Below are 16,107 nucleotides of genomic sequence, written 5' to 3' on the forward strand. Positions count from 1 at the left end.
ATTCGGGACGCAGTATATTTAGCCCGCCGGAGGCTGAAAAATGCCTTATTTCTCTGTCTGTCATCGGAATTTCCTATGGATATCCGCCATCTCAAAGCCTTCCTCGCGGTGTTCGAGGAACGCAACATCACCGCCGCCGCGCAACGGCTGTTCATCAGCCAGCCCACGTTGTCGGTGACCATCAAACAGCTGGAAGAAGAACTCGGCGCGACGCTGTTCGTGCGTCAGCCCCGTGGTGTGGAAGTCAGTGACGAAGCCCGGTTGCTGTACCCGCAGGCGCGCCGGATGGTGGCCGAATCCGAGGCGTTGAGCCGGATGTTTCGCGGCCGCGAAAACCGTGCGCCGCTGACCCTCGGCATCGAGGGCGATATCGCCGCCAGCCACATCGAAGCCTTCGTGCGCATGGCCCATCAGGCGTTGCCCAATCTGCTGCTGACCCTGGAAGAAGGTTGTCACGGCGACGGTCGGTTGGCGGTGGAGGAAATGTGCTGCGAGGACGAACTGTTCCTGCCGCTGTGGGAAGAGTCCTATGTGATGGCGCTGCCCCTCGATCATCCGATGGCAAACGTGCAGGCAGGCTGGGCGCCGATCGAGGACTGGATCACCTGCCCGCAACATCCTTCGCATCAGCGGTTGATGGCGCTGTACGGACGCTCGCCGGAAGCGGTGGCGGGGCATGCCGGTTCACTGCAACAGGCGTTGCACATGGTGGCGGCGGGTGTCGGTGTGGCGATGTTGCCGCAGTCATTGGTGAGCGGGCATGAGCGCATCGTCGTGCGTGCGCTGCACCTGCCGGCGCCGACCCGGCGGGTGGGGTTGTGTTATGCGGCGCAGGCGCTGGAATTACCGACGATGCGCGGGTTGCATGAGTTTTTCCAGCACAACCGGCCACCGGCCATTGCCGCTGCCTGAGTCTTCACTCAAGCATCTTGCTTAACAACCAGCTCCCCGCCGGCCCCGGCGGGTACAGCCGCGACCACAGCGCATCGACGAACACCGGTTTCGGCCAGCCGCGCACCTTCAGTTCGACCAGCGAGTCATTGCCGAAATGCTCCACCAGCCAGCGCGGCAGTGGCGCCCAGCCGAAGCCTTTCTGGGCCATTTCCAGCAGCATCAGATAACTCGGCGCCGACCACACTCGGCCTTTGCCGCGACTGTCATAGGGATTGACGATGGTGGCCAGACGCAGCTCGCGATGCTGTTCAAGGACTGTTTGATCGACGGATTCCTGCGTCGTCAATGGATGGTTTCGACCAACGAACAAGGCGATTTCAGTACGTTCGGCAACGGTCGCGGTCGCCAGATCCGGCGGGTAGCTGTCCTGCATTTCGGCGAATGCCAGATGCGCTCGCCCGCGCTGCACCAGTTCGATCAGGTCATCGCACTCGGCGATCAGGCATTCCAGCTCCAGATCCGGATAACGCTGCTCGAACCCCACCAATGCGGCTTCGAAACGGTCGGACTGATAAGTGTCGGAAATCGCCACCGTGAGTTTCGGCTCGACACCCTGAGCCAATTGCCGGGCGGTCATTTCCAGACGGCTGGTGGCGGACAGAATCGCTTCGGCCCGTTGCAGCATCACGTGGCCGGCCGGGGTCAGGGTCGGTTTGCGGCTGCTGCGGTCGAACAGCACCAGGTCCAGGTCGATCTCCAAACTGACGACGGCCGCACTGACGGTGGACTGACTGCGCCCGAGTTTGCGCGCCGCCGCCGAAAAAGAACCTTGGGTCGCCGCCTGGACAAACGCCAGCAACACTTCCTGAGAGGCCATGAGCTATCGCCTTGGTCGATGGTTATTGGTTATGAAGTATCGGTGTGGTGCTGGATCATGGCAACCATCTTCACAGAGGACTTCGGCCATGACTGCCAACAAATCCATCACTGAACGTATCTTCCAGGCCATCGGTTTCGAACTGCTGGCGATCCTGATCTGCACGCCGTTGCTGGCGTGGATCATGGGCAAACCGCTGGTGGAAATGGGCGCCGTCACCATCGCTATCGCGATGTTGGCCCTGGGCTGGAACGTGGTGTTCAACGGCTTCTTCGACCGGATGCTCAAGCGCTGGAACATCGCCCACAACGCCTGGGTGCGGGTGGCACATGCGCTGCTGTTCGAGGGCGGGCTGATCGTGATGGGCGTGCCGCTGATTGCCTGGTGGCTGTCGGTCAGTTTGTGGCAGGCGTTCCTGCTCGACATCGGCGTGCTGCTGTTCTTCCTGCCATACACCTACATCTACCACTGGAGTTATGACGTGGTGCGCGAGCGGCTGGTGATGCGCAATGCTTGCCAGAACTGAAAACAAAAAATCGCAGCCTGCGAGGGCTGCGATTTTTTTGTCCGGACTTTTTCGGGCTTAAAGAAACATCCCGCCCGACGCTTCAATCCGCTGACCGTTGATCCACTGCGCCCCCGGCGACAGCAACAGCGCCAGCGCGCCACCAATGTCATCCGGCTGCCCGGCACGGCCCAGGGCGGTGTTGCTGGCGACCATCGCATTCAGCGCCGAATTGTCGCGCACCGAGCCGCCGCCGAAGTCGGTTTCGATGGCGCCGGGTGCCAGGATATTCACCGCGATCTGTCGCGCACCCAGTTCCTTGGCCTGATATCGGGTCAGCACTTCCATTGCGCCTTTCATCGCCGCGTAGGCGGCATAACCCGGCAGGGTGAATCGGGCCAGACCGCTGGAGATGTTGATGATCCGCCCGCCATCGTTGATCAGCGGCAGCAGTTGCTGAGTCAGGAAGAACGGCCCTTTCAACTGCACATTCATCAGCAGGTCGAACTGTTCCGGCGTGGTGTCGGCGAAGGACGCATGCACACCAATCCCGGCGTTGTTGATCAGGAAATCGAAGCGCGGTTGCCCGAGCTGTTGCAGCGCTTGTTCGATCCGCACGGCGAACTCGGCAAAACCTTCGCTGCGGCCGACATCCAGTTGCAGCATCACGGCGTTGGCGCCAAGTGTTTTCAGTTCCTCGACCAGCGATTGCGCTTCATCGGCGCGGCTGTTGTAGGTGCCAATGATGTCCACGCCTTGCGCGGCGAGGTGCAGGGCGGCGTTCTTGCCGAGGCCACGGCTGGCACCGGTGATCAATGCGATTTTGCGGTTCATGAGATTTCCTCGAGAGCAGTGACGGTTGATGCAGCAAAGTTTATTTATCCGCCGTGGGGTGATAAACAGGCTGAAACCGGAATCACTGGTCGGTCATGCCGAACAATCAACAGGTGGCCCATGAACAAACTGGAACTGCTGCGCACCTTCGTCCGGGTCAGCGAATTGTCGAGTTTCACGATGGCAGGGGAGAGTCTGGGGCTGCCGCGTTCGACGGTGTCCGAGCAGGTGCAGGCGCTGGAAAGCCTGCTCGGCACGCGTCTGCTGCAACGCACCACGCGCAAGGTCCAGGCGACTCAGGACGGCCTCGCGTTGTACGAGCGCAGCAAGGATCTGCTGTCGCACATGGACGAAATCGAAAACCTGTTCCGTCAGGACGAAGCGTCGCTGACCGGGCGGATTCGGGTCGATATGCCGAACATTCTGTCGCGGCGGCTGATCATGCCGAAGCTGCCGGAGTTCATGGCCCGCCATCCGAACCTGGAACTGGAAATCAGCAGCACCGATCGCCGGGTCGATCTGCTCGCCGAAGGCTTCGATTGCGTGGTGCGCATCGGTGCGCAGCCCGACCAATCGGTGGTCGCCCGGCATCTGGGGGACTTCAGCATGATCAACTGCGCCAGCCCTGCGTATCTGGAGCGATACGGCGTGCCGCAGACCCTTGAAGATCTGGCGCAGCATCGGCTGGTGCACTACGTCGGTGTGCTGGGTTCGCGTTCGGAGGGATTTGTCTACGAGCAGGACGGGCAGGTCCATCGCGTACCGATGGCCGGCAGCGTGACGGTCAACAGCACCGATGCCTACGAGTCGGCGTGTCTTGGAGGATTCGGTCTGATCCAGGTGCCGCGCACCGGGATGAATACTTATCTGGATACCGGTGAGGTGGTGACGGTGCTGCCGCAATACACCGCGCCGGCGATGGGCATTTCACTGCTGTACGCCAGGCAGCGGCATCTGCCGTTGCGGGTGCGGGTGTTCATGGACTGGCTGGGGGAGTTGATTCGCTCGACGCTCTGATTCCTGCCGCAAATCCCTGTGGGAGCAAAGGCTCTCACAGGGATCCGGGTTAATCAGAATATCTGGGTAAACAACCAATACAGGCTGCCCGACAGCAGAATCGCCGCCGGTAAGGTCAGCACCCACGCCATCAGCAGATTGCGGATGGTCTTCATCTGCAGGCCGCCACCGTTGGCGACCATGGTCCCGGCCACGCCCGAAGACAACACATGAGTGGTCGACACCGGCAGGCCGAACATGTCGGCGGCGCCGATGGTCAGCATCGCCACGGTTTCCGCCGACGCGCCCTGGGCGTAAGTCAGGTGGGTCTTGCCGATCTTCTCGCCGACCGTGACCACGATCCGCTTCCAGCCGACCATGGTGCCCAGCCCCAACGCAATCGCCACGGCGATCTTCACCCACAGCGGAATGAACCGCGTGGCGTTGTCGATCTGCTGTTTGAACAATTGCAGCTTGCCGGTGGTGTCGGCGTCGAAGGTGCCGACCTTGTTCTTGTCCATCAGGCGAATGGTTTCGCTGGCCAGGTACATGTCGTTACGCACGTTGCCCATGGCTTCGGCCGGAACTTTCGACAGCGAACCGTAGCCTTTCACCTCTTCACCGATATGCCCGGTCAGCGCGGCGAGGGCCGGGATCAATTGCGGCGTGGCTTCCTTGCTGCGCACGTAATCCGAGAGCACCGGACGCGGATCGGCCGGGGCCGGCAGCGGGGCGCTTTTCACCAGCGCCTGCTGGGTGACTTCGGCCACCGCCGCGAACTGCAACGTTTGATCCGCAGGCATGGTGCGGTTCAGGGCGTAAGCCATCGGCAAGGTGCCGACCAGAATCAGCATGATCAGGCCCATGCCTTTCTGGCCGTCGTTGGAACCGTGGGCGAAGGACACGCCGGTGCAGGTGGCGATCAGCAGACCGCGAATCCACCATGGCGGCGGGGTGTTGCCTTCCGGTGCCTTGTACAGCGAACGGTTCTTCACGAACGCACGCAACGCCAGCAGCAACAACGCGGCGCAACCGAAACCCACCAGCGGCGACAGCAGCAGTGCGTAACCGATCTTGGTGGCCTGGGCCCAGTCCACACCACTGGTGCCATCGCGACCGTGCATCAGGGCATTCGCCACGCCGACACCGATGATCGAACCGATCAGCGTGTGCGACGACGAGGCCGGCAGGCCCAGCCACCAGGTGCCGAGGTTCCACAGAATCGCTGCGATCAGCAGGGCGAAGATCATCGCGAAACCGGCGGACGAGCCGACCTGCAGAATCAGCTCCACCGGCAGCAGCGCGATGATGCCGAACGCCACCGCGCCGCTCGAAAGCAACACGCCGAGGAAGTTGAAGAAACCCGACCAGACCACGGCCACGTTCGGCGGCAGCGAGTGGGTGTAGATCACCGTGGCCACGGCGTTGGCGGTGTCGTGGAAGCCGTTGACGAACTCGAAACCCAGCGCAATCAGCAGTGCCACGCCGAGCAGCAGGAACGGCGTCCAGGTGGTGACCACCGTGCCCAGTTCGTGCATGTCGTGCATCAGGCTGTAGGCGGTGAACAGCATCCCCATGGCCAGCACGGCGAAGAACACCACGTAAGTGAAGGGGCCGGTTTTTTTGTCGAGCGCCGGCCTGCCGCTGGAAGCGGAGGCCGGGCTGGCGGTCAGGGAGGGAGTAGCCATGGGAGGACAATCCTGAGCGAGGGAAGGAGTGTCGCCCATGATCGTTGCTAAATATTACAGAGAGACTGCGGCAGATCAGTGTTCGGTGGATTAGCCGATCCACTGATCTGAATTCAGCCTGTAACACTGTGGGAGCGAGCTTGCTCGCGATTGCGGTGTGTCAGCAAAGGAGATGTCATCCAGCTGTCCGCATTCGCGAGCAAGCTCGCTCCCACAAGGGGAATCAGCTCTTAATAATCCCCGCGCTTGCGAAACGCCCAGCGCCCGGCAATCACGGTGAACGTGGCCACCAGCGCCACCAGAATCCAGAACCCTTCCGGATCGGTAGCCAGCGGCACGCCGCCGACGTTCATCCCGAAGAAACCGGCAATGATGTTGATCGGCAGCGCCAGCACTGTGACCACGGTCAGGGTGAACAGGGTGCGGTTGCTCTGCTCGTTGAGGTTGGCGGCGATCTCTTCCTGCAACAGCTTGATCCGCTCGCCGAGGGCCGTAAGGTCGTTGATGATCAGCGCGAACTCCTCGGTGGATTTGCGCAGCTCCTTGACGTCTTCCTTCTGCAACCAGGACGGCGGCCGGTTGAGCAGGCGCAGCAGCGAGCCCGGCTCCAGTGCCAGCAGCCGTTGCAGACGCACCAGCACTCGGCGGTTGGCGCCGAGTTCGGCGCGGTTGGTCGACAGCCGCGAGGAGAGCAGTTCGTCCTCGACCTTATCGACGCTCATGCTGGTCTTGCGCACGATCTGGGTCAGCACTTCGCCCTGGTCGCGCAACAGGTGCACGAGCAATTCCGACGGCGAGCGAAAACATTCGCCGGCCTTCACCGATGAACGCAGCTTGTCCACCGAGTGCAACGGTTGCAGGCGCGCACTGACGATCAGTTTGCTGCGCACGCAAACCCACAGCGTCGACACGTCCGACGACACCATGCTGCTGAGGTTGAACACCACGTCGTTGACCACCGCCAGCAACGCCGAATCGACATGTTCGATGCGGGTCGAGCGCGAACCTTCATGCAGCGCCTCGAAAAATTCCTGGGGCAATTGCAGATGACTTTTCATCCAGCGCTCGCACGCGGCGTGGGCCAGATTCAGGTGCAGCCAGAGGAATTCGCCGCTGTCGCTGTCGTCCTGCAGACAGCGCAGGGCGGTCGCCGAATCCACTTCGCGCCCGCGCTCGCCCGGACGAAAACGGAAGCCGTAAAGCAGGCCAAACAGATCAGGATCGCGATGGCTGATATCCAGGCTGTGGTTCATGAAGTCTCGCTGCAAGGAAGGCGTCTGTTGCGGGATTTGCAGATTCACCTGAGCCGCATCATTGCAATGCAGTGTGACGTTTTGGTGACAGGTAAATAACACCAGAATCAATGCCTTACCGGCGGTCGGATATTTCTCAAGAAGCCCTATGGCACGCCGATCACGCATGAGTTAGGTTGCGCGCCTTCGGCCAAGAGCCAAGGTTCGCCGACATGGATGTCCGGCCACAATTCACGTCTTACCGGACGTGCCTCATCCCTGTCATGAGTACCTGCGATGCTGCAAAAATCCCTGAGAGCGCAAATTCTCGCCCTGCTGAGCGGCAGCCTGTTGGCGATGCTGTTGATCGCGCTGGCCTGCTTTCATTTCCTGTCCAACGGCGTGCAAAGCTACAGCCAGTTGATCGCCGGTCCCTTGCACACCTCGCAACTGATCGACGAAGCCAACCTGCAATTCAAGGTGCAGGTGCAGGAGTGGAAAAACGTCCTGCTGCGCGGCAAGCAATCGGCAGACCTGGCCAAATACTGGGGCCAGTTCGAAGATCGCCAGCGCGATGTGCAGAACATCCTCAGTGAACTGGCCAACCAGAAAGGCCTGGAGTCTTCGCTGAAAACCCGCATCGAACGTCTGCGTGAAGAGCATCGTCTGCTCGGCGCCGCGTACCAGAAAGGTCGCGATGCCTACGTAGCCGCTGGCGCCGATCCGACGGCGGGCGACGTGGCGGTCAAAGGCGTCGACCGCGCCGCCAGTGACCAGATGAGCGAGCTGGTGGCCGAGCTGCGCAAGCAGGGCACCGAGCAGTCGGCACTGATCAGCGCCAGCGCCGATCGCATCGTGATGCTGGGGATTCTGGTGATGCTCGCCTCCGGTCTGTTGATCGGTCTGCTGAGCCTGTGGCTGGTCAACCGCAACCTGGTCGAACCGATCCGCAAACTCATCGACTACGTCACCCAGCTGAGTAAGGGCCGTCTGGTCGAGCGTGTGGTCAGCGACCGTCAGGACGAACTGGGCAATCTGGCTGCTGCGGCCAACACCCTGCGCGATTTCCTCGCCGAAACCTTCAACCACCTGCAGCGCAGCGCCAAGGACCTGGACAGCGCCAGCGGCGAGTTGAACGCCATCGCCACCGTGATGGCCGGCGGCACCAACGAGCAGTTCAACCGCACCGATCAGGTGGCCACGGCGATGAATGAAATGTCCGCCACCGCCCAGGAAGTCGCCCGTCATGCGGCCGACGCGGCGCGTGCTGCCGACGATGCCGACCAGTCCGCCCAGCAGGGTGAGAAGGTCATGCAGAGCACCATCCACAGCATCACCCAGATGCGCGGCGAAATCGCCAACACCGCCACGGTGATCCGTCGTCTGGAAGCCGACAGCGGGCGCATCGGCAAGGTGCTGGAAGTGATTCGCGGCATCGCCGAGCAGACCAATCTGCTGGCGCTCAACGCCGCCATCGAAGCGGCCCGGGCCGGTGAAGCCGGGCGTGGTTTTGCGGTGGTGGCCGACGAGGTGCGCAACCTCGCGCAGCGCACGGCGGAGTCGATCATCGAGATCAACCAGATCATCCAGAGCGTGCAGACCGGCGCGGTGGATGCGGCTCACGCCATCGACAGTGGCCAGACCCGCAGCGATGAAAGCGTCGAGCAAGTGACCCAGGCCGGCGCCATGCTCGAGCGCATCACCCACGCGGTGGAAGCGATCCGCGACATGAACCGCCAGATCGCCACCGCTGCCGAAGAGCAGACCTCGGTGGCCGAAGACATCTCGCGCAACCTGACCGAGATCACTTCGATCGCCAGCACCAACCTCGACAACGTGCAGCGCACCGAAAGCGCCAGCCAGAACCTGCACGGCCTGTCCGGGCAACTCAACGACGTCACCGCTCGCCTGAGCGTCTGACCCACCAGCGACTGTGTACCGGCCTGGTTACCGAGTCGGTACACAGTCGATCTCAAATTCATGTGTGCATCGCCGATGGCCGGTTATCTATAACCGGCATTGGAGATTTCCCATGGTCAGCATCACGTCTGTTTCGATCAATCAGACCGTCACTACACCTACCAGCAAAACATCGATTGCCGACACGGGCGACGACACCTCGACCTCTGCGGCGGCCAGCATCGGGGTGAAGGCCGACACCAGCAAAGTCGCGGCGGGCGGTGGTGCTGCGCCGTCGGGTGACAGCAGCTCCAGCAATGATGAATCGGATACCGTGAAGGAACTGCGCAAGCAGATTGCCGAACTGCAAAAACAATTGCAGGAACAGCAACAGGCGCTGCAAGCGGCTCAGGCCAAGCAGGAAAGTCAGGATGCGAAGGCGGCGGATGTTGCGGCTGCGCAATCGCAGATCGCGACGACGTCGGCTTCGTTGCAGACGGCGACGGCGGCGTTGTTGGCGGCGTTGCAGGAGTCGGATTCGAGTACGTCGGGGGCGTTGGTCAGTACCTCCGCGTGAGGCCTGTTTCCCTCACCCTAACCCTCTCCCGGAGGGAGAGGGAACCGACCGAGTTGAATGTTCGAGTTACGCCGACCTGACAGTTCTGAGTCGAACTCAAGATTTGAAACCCATGGAGATCTGCTCCCTTTCCCCTCTCCCCCTTGGGGAGAGGGCTGGGGTGAGGGGGTGGTTCTCACAGGCGAAACAGAAGTTCCGTCAAACACCAGATACAAAAAAACCGCACGATCCAAAAATCGTGCGGCTTTGTCTTGCAGGGCAATCAGTGATCCTGCTTGTTGCTCAGAACCTTGCCGGTGGCCGCATCCAGATCAACGCCCCATTCCTTGCCATCGGCAGTACGCAGCTCGACTTCGTACTCATAGCCATTGAAGTGATTGTCCAGGTCGGTGTCGACGATGGTCGCGCCCGGGTGCAGGGCCAGGGCAATCTTGTTCAGCTCTTCCAGTGGCTTGATCTTGCCGGATTTGACCAGCTCAGGGATCTGATCGACACGAACATCAGCCTGGGCCAGGCCAGCGGTGAGGGTCAGGGCAGCAGCGGTAAACAGGGCAGTCAGGGTTTTCATCGGTTATTCCTTTGGGTGATTCGTTCAAGTGAGTTCAGGTTAGTCACCGCAACTTAATTCACCCTTAAAAAGCGCCGCAGGTGTTTGCGTCATTTGTTCAATCGCCGTTCGCGGGCAACTTTCATGCTCGGCCTTCGATCAAGGGAGGTGGACATGAAACGCTTTTTTTCGTGGTTGTACGCGCCGGTATTCTGGGTTGGATTCATCGGCGGCGGTATTGGATTGGCGGGGCATTCGCTGCTGTGGTTGATGCCGCTGTTTGTTGTGGCGCTGGCGGTGTCGTTCGCGGCCGAATGGCTGCTGCCTTATGAAGTGAACTGGAATCGCCCGGCCGGCGATCGACGTCGCGACATGCTCCACGCGCTGGTCAATGAAGCGCTGAACGCCATCGGCCTGTTGGCGTTGCCGGGGCTGGTGACATTGCTGGCGATTGACGGTGCATGGCCGTCGAACTGGCCGCTGTGGCTGCAAGTCGGCCTGGCGATTTTCATCGCCGATGCCGGCGTGAGCCTGATGCATTACGCCAGCCACCGGGTGCCGTGGATGTGGCGGTTGCACGCGATTCATCACAGCGTCGAGCGGCTCTACGGGTTCAACGGTTTGATGAAACATCCACTGCATCAATTGCTGGAAGCGACGGCGGGGTTGTTGCCGTTGCTGGTGCTGGGCATTCCGTCCGAGGTAGCGGTGTTGCTGGCGTTCGCCATTGCGATCCAACTGTTGCTGCAGCATTCGAATGTGGACATGCGTGTCGGCCCGTTGCGCTGGATCTTTGCCTGGGCGCCGCTGCATCGCTTTCATCACATGAAGTACGGGCGCGCCGGTGACGTCAATTTCGGGCTGTTCTTTACCTTGTGGGACTGGCTGTTGGGGACCGGTTTTTACACGGCGCATTACCGGATCGGCGAGGGCGATCTGGGCATCGGCAGTCGTCCGGATTTTCCGCGTGACTACGTGGCGCAGTTGCTCGATCCGTTCGAACCGGCAACGCTGGGCAAGGAACCGAAAGTGCCGGACGGCTTGCGACGTTGAGTCAGTCCAGCAGTTGCAGTTCGATGTACTGCAACGCCTGGCGGGCGGTGACGCCGAAGAGTTTTTTCAGGCTGCGGGAGAAGTGCGCCGAATCGGCAAACCCGGCGGCGTGGGCGGCGTTGGTCACCGGACTGCCGGCGATTATTGAAGCCATCGCCAGTCGCAATCGTCGCCACAAGACGAGTCGCCGCACCGGCAAACCGACCTGACTGACGAACAATCGCTGCAACTGACTCATGGACACGTGCGCAGCATCGGCCACGGCACTGGCGGCGACTTTGCTCGACAGCGAGGCATCGACAGTGGCGAGGGCGCGTTCGATTCGCGGGTCATTCAGCGGGCGTCGTGGGCATTGGCCGATGGCGTGATCCAGTGCCGACAACGACAGCTCACTGTCGAACAGCGCATCACGCAGCACTTGGGCGTCAAACCGCAAGGGTTCGGCATACACGGTGAACACGGGATCCGGCGCCTCGACAATCGCATGGCGAGTCTGGGACGTAATCAATAGGCGGGAAGTGGTGACGGTTTCGCCCTCGACCAGCAATGTCACTGGCCGGTCAGGCGCAAGAATCAGTTGATGCGCATAGTGGGAGTGGGGCGCAGTGCGCCCCGACATCCCGTGGATCAGGCCATGGTCGTGCCCCAGCCAGAGGCGGCCTGTCCACGGGGTGTCCGGTTGCATCAGAAACCGTTGTTCTTCAACACCTGATCCACACTGGCGGCGGCCGGGCGTTTGTAGAACTTCAGCAGTTCGCTGGCGCGGTTGGTGAAGATGCCGTCGACGCCGGCAGCCATGACTTTTTCGTAGTCCACCGGCTCATCGACGGTGTAGACGTGGACCAGCAGGCCCTTGTCGTGGGTGTATTTGTTCATCCATGGCTGCACGAGGTCCGAATAGCTCTGATCGCCGCCGTGGGTCAGCTTGGCCGAAGGACCGGTGCCGATGGCACCCTGGGCCTTGGCGTAGTCGATCCATTGCTTGAATTCAGCTTCGGATTTCGGCTCTTGCTTGCCGTAGAAAACGTTCTTGTCCTTCTCGCCGGACTCGGCAAAGGTCACCTTGGATTTCGGTTCGATGCTGCCTTCGCCGACCCACAGCAACAGGATCTTCGGCACCTGCGGCATTTCCTTTTGCAGCAGTTCGAGGCTGTTTTTCTCGAAGGTCTGCAGGATCACCTTGCCGTTGCTCTCGCCGACGCTGGCGACGTTTTTCGCCGGTTTGGCGCCGGCCGGGATCAGCAGGCCGCGAGCCTGGAGTTTTTCCTTCAGGTCATGCTCGATGCCGGGGAACAGTTGCGGTTCCTTGGTCTCGATGTACAGGCCCGGCTTGTGCTGCGGGTTGGCCTGGGCGATGTCGATGATTTCGTCCAGGGTCAGAATCTGCAGGCCGACGTAGGACGGACGCGCGCGATCCGGGTAGGCCTTGTTGTACCAACTGCCGGCGTCCAGAGTTTTCAGTTCGGCCATGGTGAAGGCGTTGGCCGGGCTGTCCTTGCGATCCGGGAACTTGGTGGCGACGTCGGTGGTGCGTTGCAGGTTGTTGTCGTGCAGGGCGAATAGCACGCCGTCCTTGCTGCGCTGCAGGTCCATTTCCAGGTAGTCGGCGCCGAGGTCCCGGGCCAGTTTGTAGGAGGCTGCGGTGGATTCCGGTGCGTCGAAGGAGGCGCCACGGTGGGCGATCACCGCCGGGTGCGGAATGCCCTCGGAGGCAGCGAGTGCAACAGGGCTTGGCTGGGCGGCGGCATGGGCCTGGCCGAGGCCGAGCATCAGGCTCAGCAGCAGAGCGCTTTTGGTAAACGTGGCGGGCATGTCGAGGTCCTTTCGCAGGTATTTTCGAAGATGTCCCTTTTAGCAACTCAAACGAAAACGTGCTATCGCAAGACCGACATAAACGTACTGAAAGCGAAAATTTCCGCACTTTTGTGCGTTTGTTTGCAGTACGCTTGGCCACGGCAACCACCCCGGCAGAGGGTGTGCCTCAATGCCCTGCGTGTAAACCTTCGATCACTCTTGTGAGGTTTACCATGCGCATCACATCCCAACTCATCTGCCAGGCGGCCGACGACCTCAAGGGCTTTGTCGGCCTCAACCGCAAGACCGGCCAGTACATCGTACGTTTCAGCGAAGACTCGTTCGGCATGGACGTGGCCGATGACGGCATCATTCCCGCCAGCGAATTCGTCTGGGCCCCGACCACCGAAAAGACCATGACGTTGAAGCGCGAGCTGATCCAGTTGCTGCTCGATCAGCACATCGACGACCGGATCAACATCACCGAGCCGTTGCGGGTTTACATGAGCAAGCGCGAAGTGCCGGAGATTGAGGCGGTGCGCAGCCTGGTGAAGGGCTGAGGTTCCGCAGCGATTCATTTGCCGCCATCGCCAGCAGGCTGGCTCCCACAATGGATCTGTGGCGTCCACAAATCTCCCTGTGGGAGCGAGCCTGCTCGCGATGAGACCAGTGAGCATACTCCGTGACTCACTTCCCGAACCGATATTCCCGCTCCACCCGACACACCCGCGTATGAAACGCCGAATACCATTCGGCCCGCCCACGCGCCTGAATCACCCGGTGCTCCGGATGCTCGCGCCAGGCCAGAATCGCCGCCTCGCTCTCCCAGTACGAAATCGTAATCCCCACCCCGTCCGCGCCCCGGATCGAATCGATGCCGAGAAACCCCGGTTGCCCGGCCACCAGTTGCATCATGCGCTCGGAGGCCTCGGCGTAGCCGTTGTCGCCCTCGGTGCGGGTCGAAGTAAAGATCACGGCGAAACACTCAGTGTCCGGTTTCATCGAGGTTGCTCCGCGCAGGCTTCGACAAATGCTCGCACCAGTGGTGGCAATTGCCCTTTGAGCGCTGCACGTTCCGGCTGGAACAACGTCGCGACAAAGAACACATGGTTTTTCAGTTCGATGGCGCGCAGATCACCTGCAGAATCGTGGCCCACGGCGTGCAGGTCGTGGGTCAGCAATTCCCGCTCGAACTGCGGATTCACACCAAAACGGCAGCGATAGCCTTCGCGAATCTCGGACGTTTCGTACGCCTTGGCGATCAACGAACCGGGCACCAGATGAATGCTGTCTACCGCTTCCACCAGCGAGCAGGTCAGTGGCGAGAGCACCGCGCGGCTGGAATCGGGTGAGGTTTCGCCGTGCTCGGCATCGGCCCAGCCCAATACGTTGCGGGAAAACTCCAGTACCGCATGTTGAAAACCGCCGCAGGTGCCAAGGAACGGTCGCTGCTGTTCGCGGGCAAAACGGATGGCCCGTAGCGCGCCAGCTTCACTCTTGTAAGGGCTGGCCGGGACGCACCAGAAACCGTCGAAACCTTCGAGCGGTGTATCGAGGTGAATCCTGTCCGTGGCAAACCATTCGAAATCGACGGGTCGGCGAATGTGTTCTGCCGCCAGGCCGAAGGCGACGGGGATGGCTTGGTGGGCGGTGACTTGTGGATCGTAGTCACCGATCAGGGCGATGCGCAGGGCTCTGGATTCCATGAGTGCTCGCTGTGCTTGTTGAGGGATGACGCTCACTATAGATTGGCGTTCACGCACTCAATATGGGCGTTTCCCCAAGTGATTAATGCAGCGACGCACTATCGACTCGACTTCCCGGATCTGGCGCTGATCCTCGCCCTGGTGCGTGGAGGATCTCTGGCCCGGGCCTCGCAGCTGCTGAAGGTCGATGTCTCGACGGTGTTTCGCGCCGTGCGCCGACTGGAAGCCGCACTCGGTCAGCAACTGTTCGAAAAAAGCCGCGCCGGTTACCTGCCCACCAGTCTTGCGCAGACCCTGGCGGAGCAGGCCGAACGCGCCGAGCAGGCACTGGAAGCGGCGCGCATCGGTGTGGAGCAGGGCGGCGAAGTGGTCAGCGGCACGGTGCGCCTGACCTGTACCGATTCGGTGCTGCAAGGTCTGCTGCTGCCGGCACTGGCGCAGTTCATGCCGAACTACCCGGCGCTGACCATCGAACTGAGTACCTCCAACGATTTCGCCAACCTCAGCCGCCGCGATGCCGATATCGCCCTGCGCCTGACGCGTACGCCGCCGGAGCATCTGGTCGGACGGGAACTGGCGAAGATTTCCTACCGGGTCTGTGCCAGTGAGCGTTATCTGCAAAACATCGATGCATCCGATCTGACCGCCATGACCTGGATCGCCCCGGACGATTTCCTGCCCGATCATCCGACCGTGGTCTGGCGCCGCCAGCACTTGCCCGGCGTGACACCGGGCTATCGCTGCAACAGCATGCTGTCGGTGACGGAACTGGTGCGTGCCGGACTCGGCGTCGCGGCGTTGCCGGACTTTCTGATCACCGAAGGTCTGCAAGCCTTGAGCGAACCGCTGCACGGTTACGACACCGCACTGTGGCTGCTGACCCGCCCGGACTGCCGCGCGTTGCGCTCGGTGGTCACGCTGTTCGATGAACTCGGGCGGGCGCTGCGTTTACCGTGATCAGGCCTGCGGGTTCTGGCGCATGTGATCGTGCAACTCGCGGGTCAGGCCTTCGATACGTTCGGTGAGGTTCTTGGTCATTTCGGTGAGCCGGGTGTTCTGCTCCAGCAGCTCCAGCAATTGCGCGGTGTTCTTCGCGGCCTGGACCTGACGCTCGGAATTGGCCACGGCCAGGGCTTCCCGGTGCTGGGCGTCGGCGTCCGATTGCGCTTTGTCCCGTGCGGCCTGACGGGTCTGGGCCAGCAAAATCAGCGGTGCGGCATAGGCCGATTGCAGGCTGAACGCCAGGTTCAACAGGATGAACGGATAAACGTCGAAGGTCGTGATGCCGGACATGTTCAGGCACACCCACAGCACCACGATCAGGGTCTGGGCACCAAGGAAGGTCGGCGTACCGAAGAACCGCGCAAACGCCTCGGCTCGCAAGGCGAACTTGTCGTTGCCGAAGGTTGTGTTGAGGTGGGCGTGGGGGCGGTGGAAGCGCAGGTGATCGACAGGCGCGGCGGGGGATTCGTTTTTTTCGGTGGTCATGACGGACTCGGCAGGGC

Annotated in this window: 18 protein-coding genes; 8 read left to right on the plus strand and 10 right to left on the minus strand. The window is 61.4% G+C overall.

Annotation, left to right across the window (positions count from 1 at the left end):
• Positions 1–75: 75 nt before the first annotated feature.
• Positions 76–912 carry a LysR family transcriptional regulator gene (locus OQ248_RS17785; RefSeq protein WP_265813470.1) on the plus strand — a complete coding sequence of 279 codons (837 nt, stop codon included), beginning with the start codon at positions 76–78 and terminating at the stop codon, positions 910–912.
• A 4-nt stretch (positions 913–916) separates the two neighbouring features.
• Here the strand turns inward: OQ248_RS17785 and OQ248_RS17790 are convergent, their stop codons facing one another.
• Positions 917–1,771: a LysR family transcriptional regulator gene (locus tag OQ248_RS17790; RefSeq protein WP_265813471.1), complete on the minus strand. Its 855-nt coding sequence runs from the start codon at positions 1,769–1,771 to the stop codon at positions 917–919.
• A gap of 88 nt (positions 1,772–1,859) precedes the next feature.
• On the opposite strand from OQ248_RS17790, the gene OQ248_RS17795 reads away from it, so the two are divergent.
• Entirely contained in the window at positions 1,860–2,297 is a 438-nt protein-coding gene (locus OQ248_RS17795) for a multidrug/biocide efflux PACE transporter (protein ID WP_265813472.1), read from the plus strand.
• Between the two features lie 57 nt (positions 2,298–2,354).
• Here the strand turns inward: OQ248_RS17795 and OQ248_RS17800 are convergent, their stop codons facing one another.
• Entirely contained in the window at positions 2,355–3,110 is a 756-nt protein-coding gene (locus tag OQ248_RS17800; RefSeq protein ID WP_265813473.1) for an SDR family oxidoreductase, read from the minus strand.
• A gap of 120 nt (positions 3,111–3,230) precedes the next feature.
• Between OQ248_RS17800 and OQ248_RS17805 the strand changes: the two genes are divergently transcribed.
• Positions 3,231–4,127, plus strand: coding sequence for a LysR family transcriptional regulator (locus tag OQ248_RS17805; protein WP_265813474.1), 897 nt, complete (start codon positions 3,231–3,233; stop codon positions 4,125–4,127).
• Between the two features lie 53 nt (positions 4,128–4,180).
• On the opposite strand, the gene OQ248_RS17810 is transcribed toward OQ248_RS17805, so the two are convergent.
• Positions 4,181–5,794, minus strand: coding sequence for an inorganic phosphate transporter (locus tag OQ248_RS17810; RefSeq protein WP_265813475.1), 1,614 nt, complete (start codon positions 5,792–5,794; stop codon positions 4,181–4,183).
• Positions 5,795–6,024: 230 nt separating this feature from the next.
• Complete coding sequence (locus OQ248_RS17815; RefSeq protein WP_265815110.1) at positions 6,025–7,047, minus strand: transporter; 1,023 nt, start codon at positions 7,045–7,047, stop codon at positions 6,025–6,027.
• 276 nt (positions 7,048–7,323) lie between these two features.
• Here OQ248_RS17815 and OQ248_RS17820 point away from each other — a divergent pair, with 276 nt between their 5' ends.
• Both OQ248_RS17820 and OQ248_RS17825 read left to right on the plus strand, forming a co-directional pair.
• Positions 7,324–8,946: a methyl-accepting chemotaxis protein gene (locus OQ248_RS17820; RefSeq protein WP_265813476.1), complete on the plus strand. Its 1,623-nt coding sequence runs from the start codon at positions 7,324–7,326 to the stop codon at positions 8,944–8,946.
• A gap of 112 nt (positions 8,947–9,058) precedes the next feature.
• Positions 9,059–9,502 (plus strand): hypothetical protein, encoded by a 444-nt coding sequence (locus OQ248_RS17825; protein ID WP_265813478.1) that lies wholly within the window; start codon positions 9,059–9,061, stop codon positions 9,500–9,502.
• 262 nt (positions 9,503–9,764) lie between these two features.
• On the opposite strand, the gene OQ248_RS17830 is transcribed toward OQ248_RS17825, so the two are convergent.
• Complete coding sequence (locus tag OQ248_RS17830; RefSeq protein ID WP_265813479.1) at positions 9,765–10,070, minus strand: PepSY domain-containing protein; 306 nt, start codon at positions 10,068–10,070, stop codon at positions 9,765–9,767.
• A 153-nt stretch (positions 10,071–10,223) separates the two neighbouring features.
• On the opposite strand from OQ248_RS17830, the gene OQ248_RS17835 reads away from it, so the two are divergent.
• Complete coding sequence (locus tag OQ248_RS17835; protein ID WP_265813480.1) at positions 10,224–11,102, plus strand: sterol desaturase family protein; 879 nt, start codon at positions 10,224–10,226, stop codon at positions 11,100–11,102.
• Between the two features lies 1 nt (position 11,103).
• On the opposite strand, the gene OQ248_RS17840 is transcribed toward OQ248_RS17835, so the two are convergent.
• Positions 11,104–11,787: a helix-turn-helix domain-containing protein gene (locus tag OQ248_RS17840; RefSeq protein ID WP_265813481.1), complete on the minus strand. Its 684-nt coding sequence runs from the start codon at positions 11,785–11,787 to the stop codon at positions 11,104–11,106.
• Positions 11,787–12,914 (minus strand): glycerophosphodiester phosphodiesterase, encoded by a 1,128-nt coding sequence (locus tag OQ248_RS17845; protein WP_248742510.1) that lies wholly within the window; start codon positions 12,912–12,914, stop codon positions 11,787–11,789. The genes OQ248_RS17840 and OQ248_RS17845 overlap by 1 nt, the downstream gene beginning before the upstream one ends.
• 215 nt (positions 12,915–13,129) lie before the next feature.
• On the opposite strand from OQ248_RS17845, the gene OQ248_RS17850 reads away from it, so the two are divergent.
• Positions 13,130–13,456, plus strand: a complete 327-nt coding sequence (locus OQ248_RS17850) for a DUF2025 family protein (RefSeq protein ID WP_119427915.1) — start codon at positions 13,130–13,132, stop codon at positions 13,454–13,456.
• Between the two features lie 127 nt (positions 13,457–13,583).
• Here the strand turns inward: OQ248_RS17850 and OQ248_RS17855 are convergent, their stop codons facing one another.
• Positions 13,584–13,898 (minus strand): antibiotic biosynthesis monooxygenase, encoded by a 315-nt coding sequence (locus tag OQ248_RS17855; RefSeq protein ID WP_085709700.1) that lies wholly within the window; start codon positions 13,896–13,898, stop codon positions 13,584–13,586.
• Entirely contained in the window at positions 13,895–14,602 is a 708-nt protein-coding gene (locus tag OQ248_RS17860; protein WP_265813482.1) for a CTP synthase, read from the minus strand. The genes OQ248_RS17855 and OQ248_RS17860 overlap by 4 nt, the downstream gene beginning before the upstream one ends.
• 15 nt (positions 14,603–14,617) lie before the next feature.
• Between OQ248_RS17860 and OQ248_RS17865 the strand changes: the two genes are divergently transcribed.
• Complete coding sequence (locus OQ248_RS17865) at positions 14,618–15,559, plus strand: LysR family transcriptional regulator (protein ID WP_265813483.1); 942 nt, start codon at positions 14,618–14,620, stop codon at positions 15,557–15,559.
• On the opposite strand, the gene OQ248_RS17870 is transcribed toward OQ248_RS17865, so the two are convergent.
• Positions 15,560–16,090, minus strand: coding sequence for a DUF1003 domain-containing protein (locus OQ248_RS17870; protein ID WP_114884959.1), 531 nt, complete (start codon positions 16,088–16,090; stop codon positions 15,560–15,562).
• Positions 16,091–16,107 lie beyond the last annotated feature (17 nt).

Origin of the sequence: Pseudomonas sp. COW5 (genome assembly GCF_026240005.1) — a bacterium.
In the GTDB taxonomy this organism is placed as follows: domain Bacteria; phylum Pseudomonadota; class Gammaproteobacteria; order Pseudomonadales; family Pseudomonadaceae; genus Aquipseudomonas; species Aquipseudomonas kribbensis.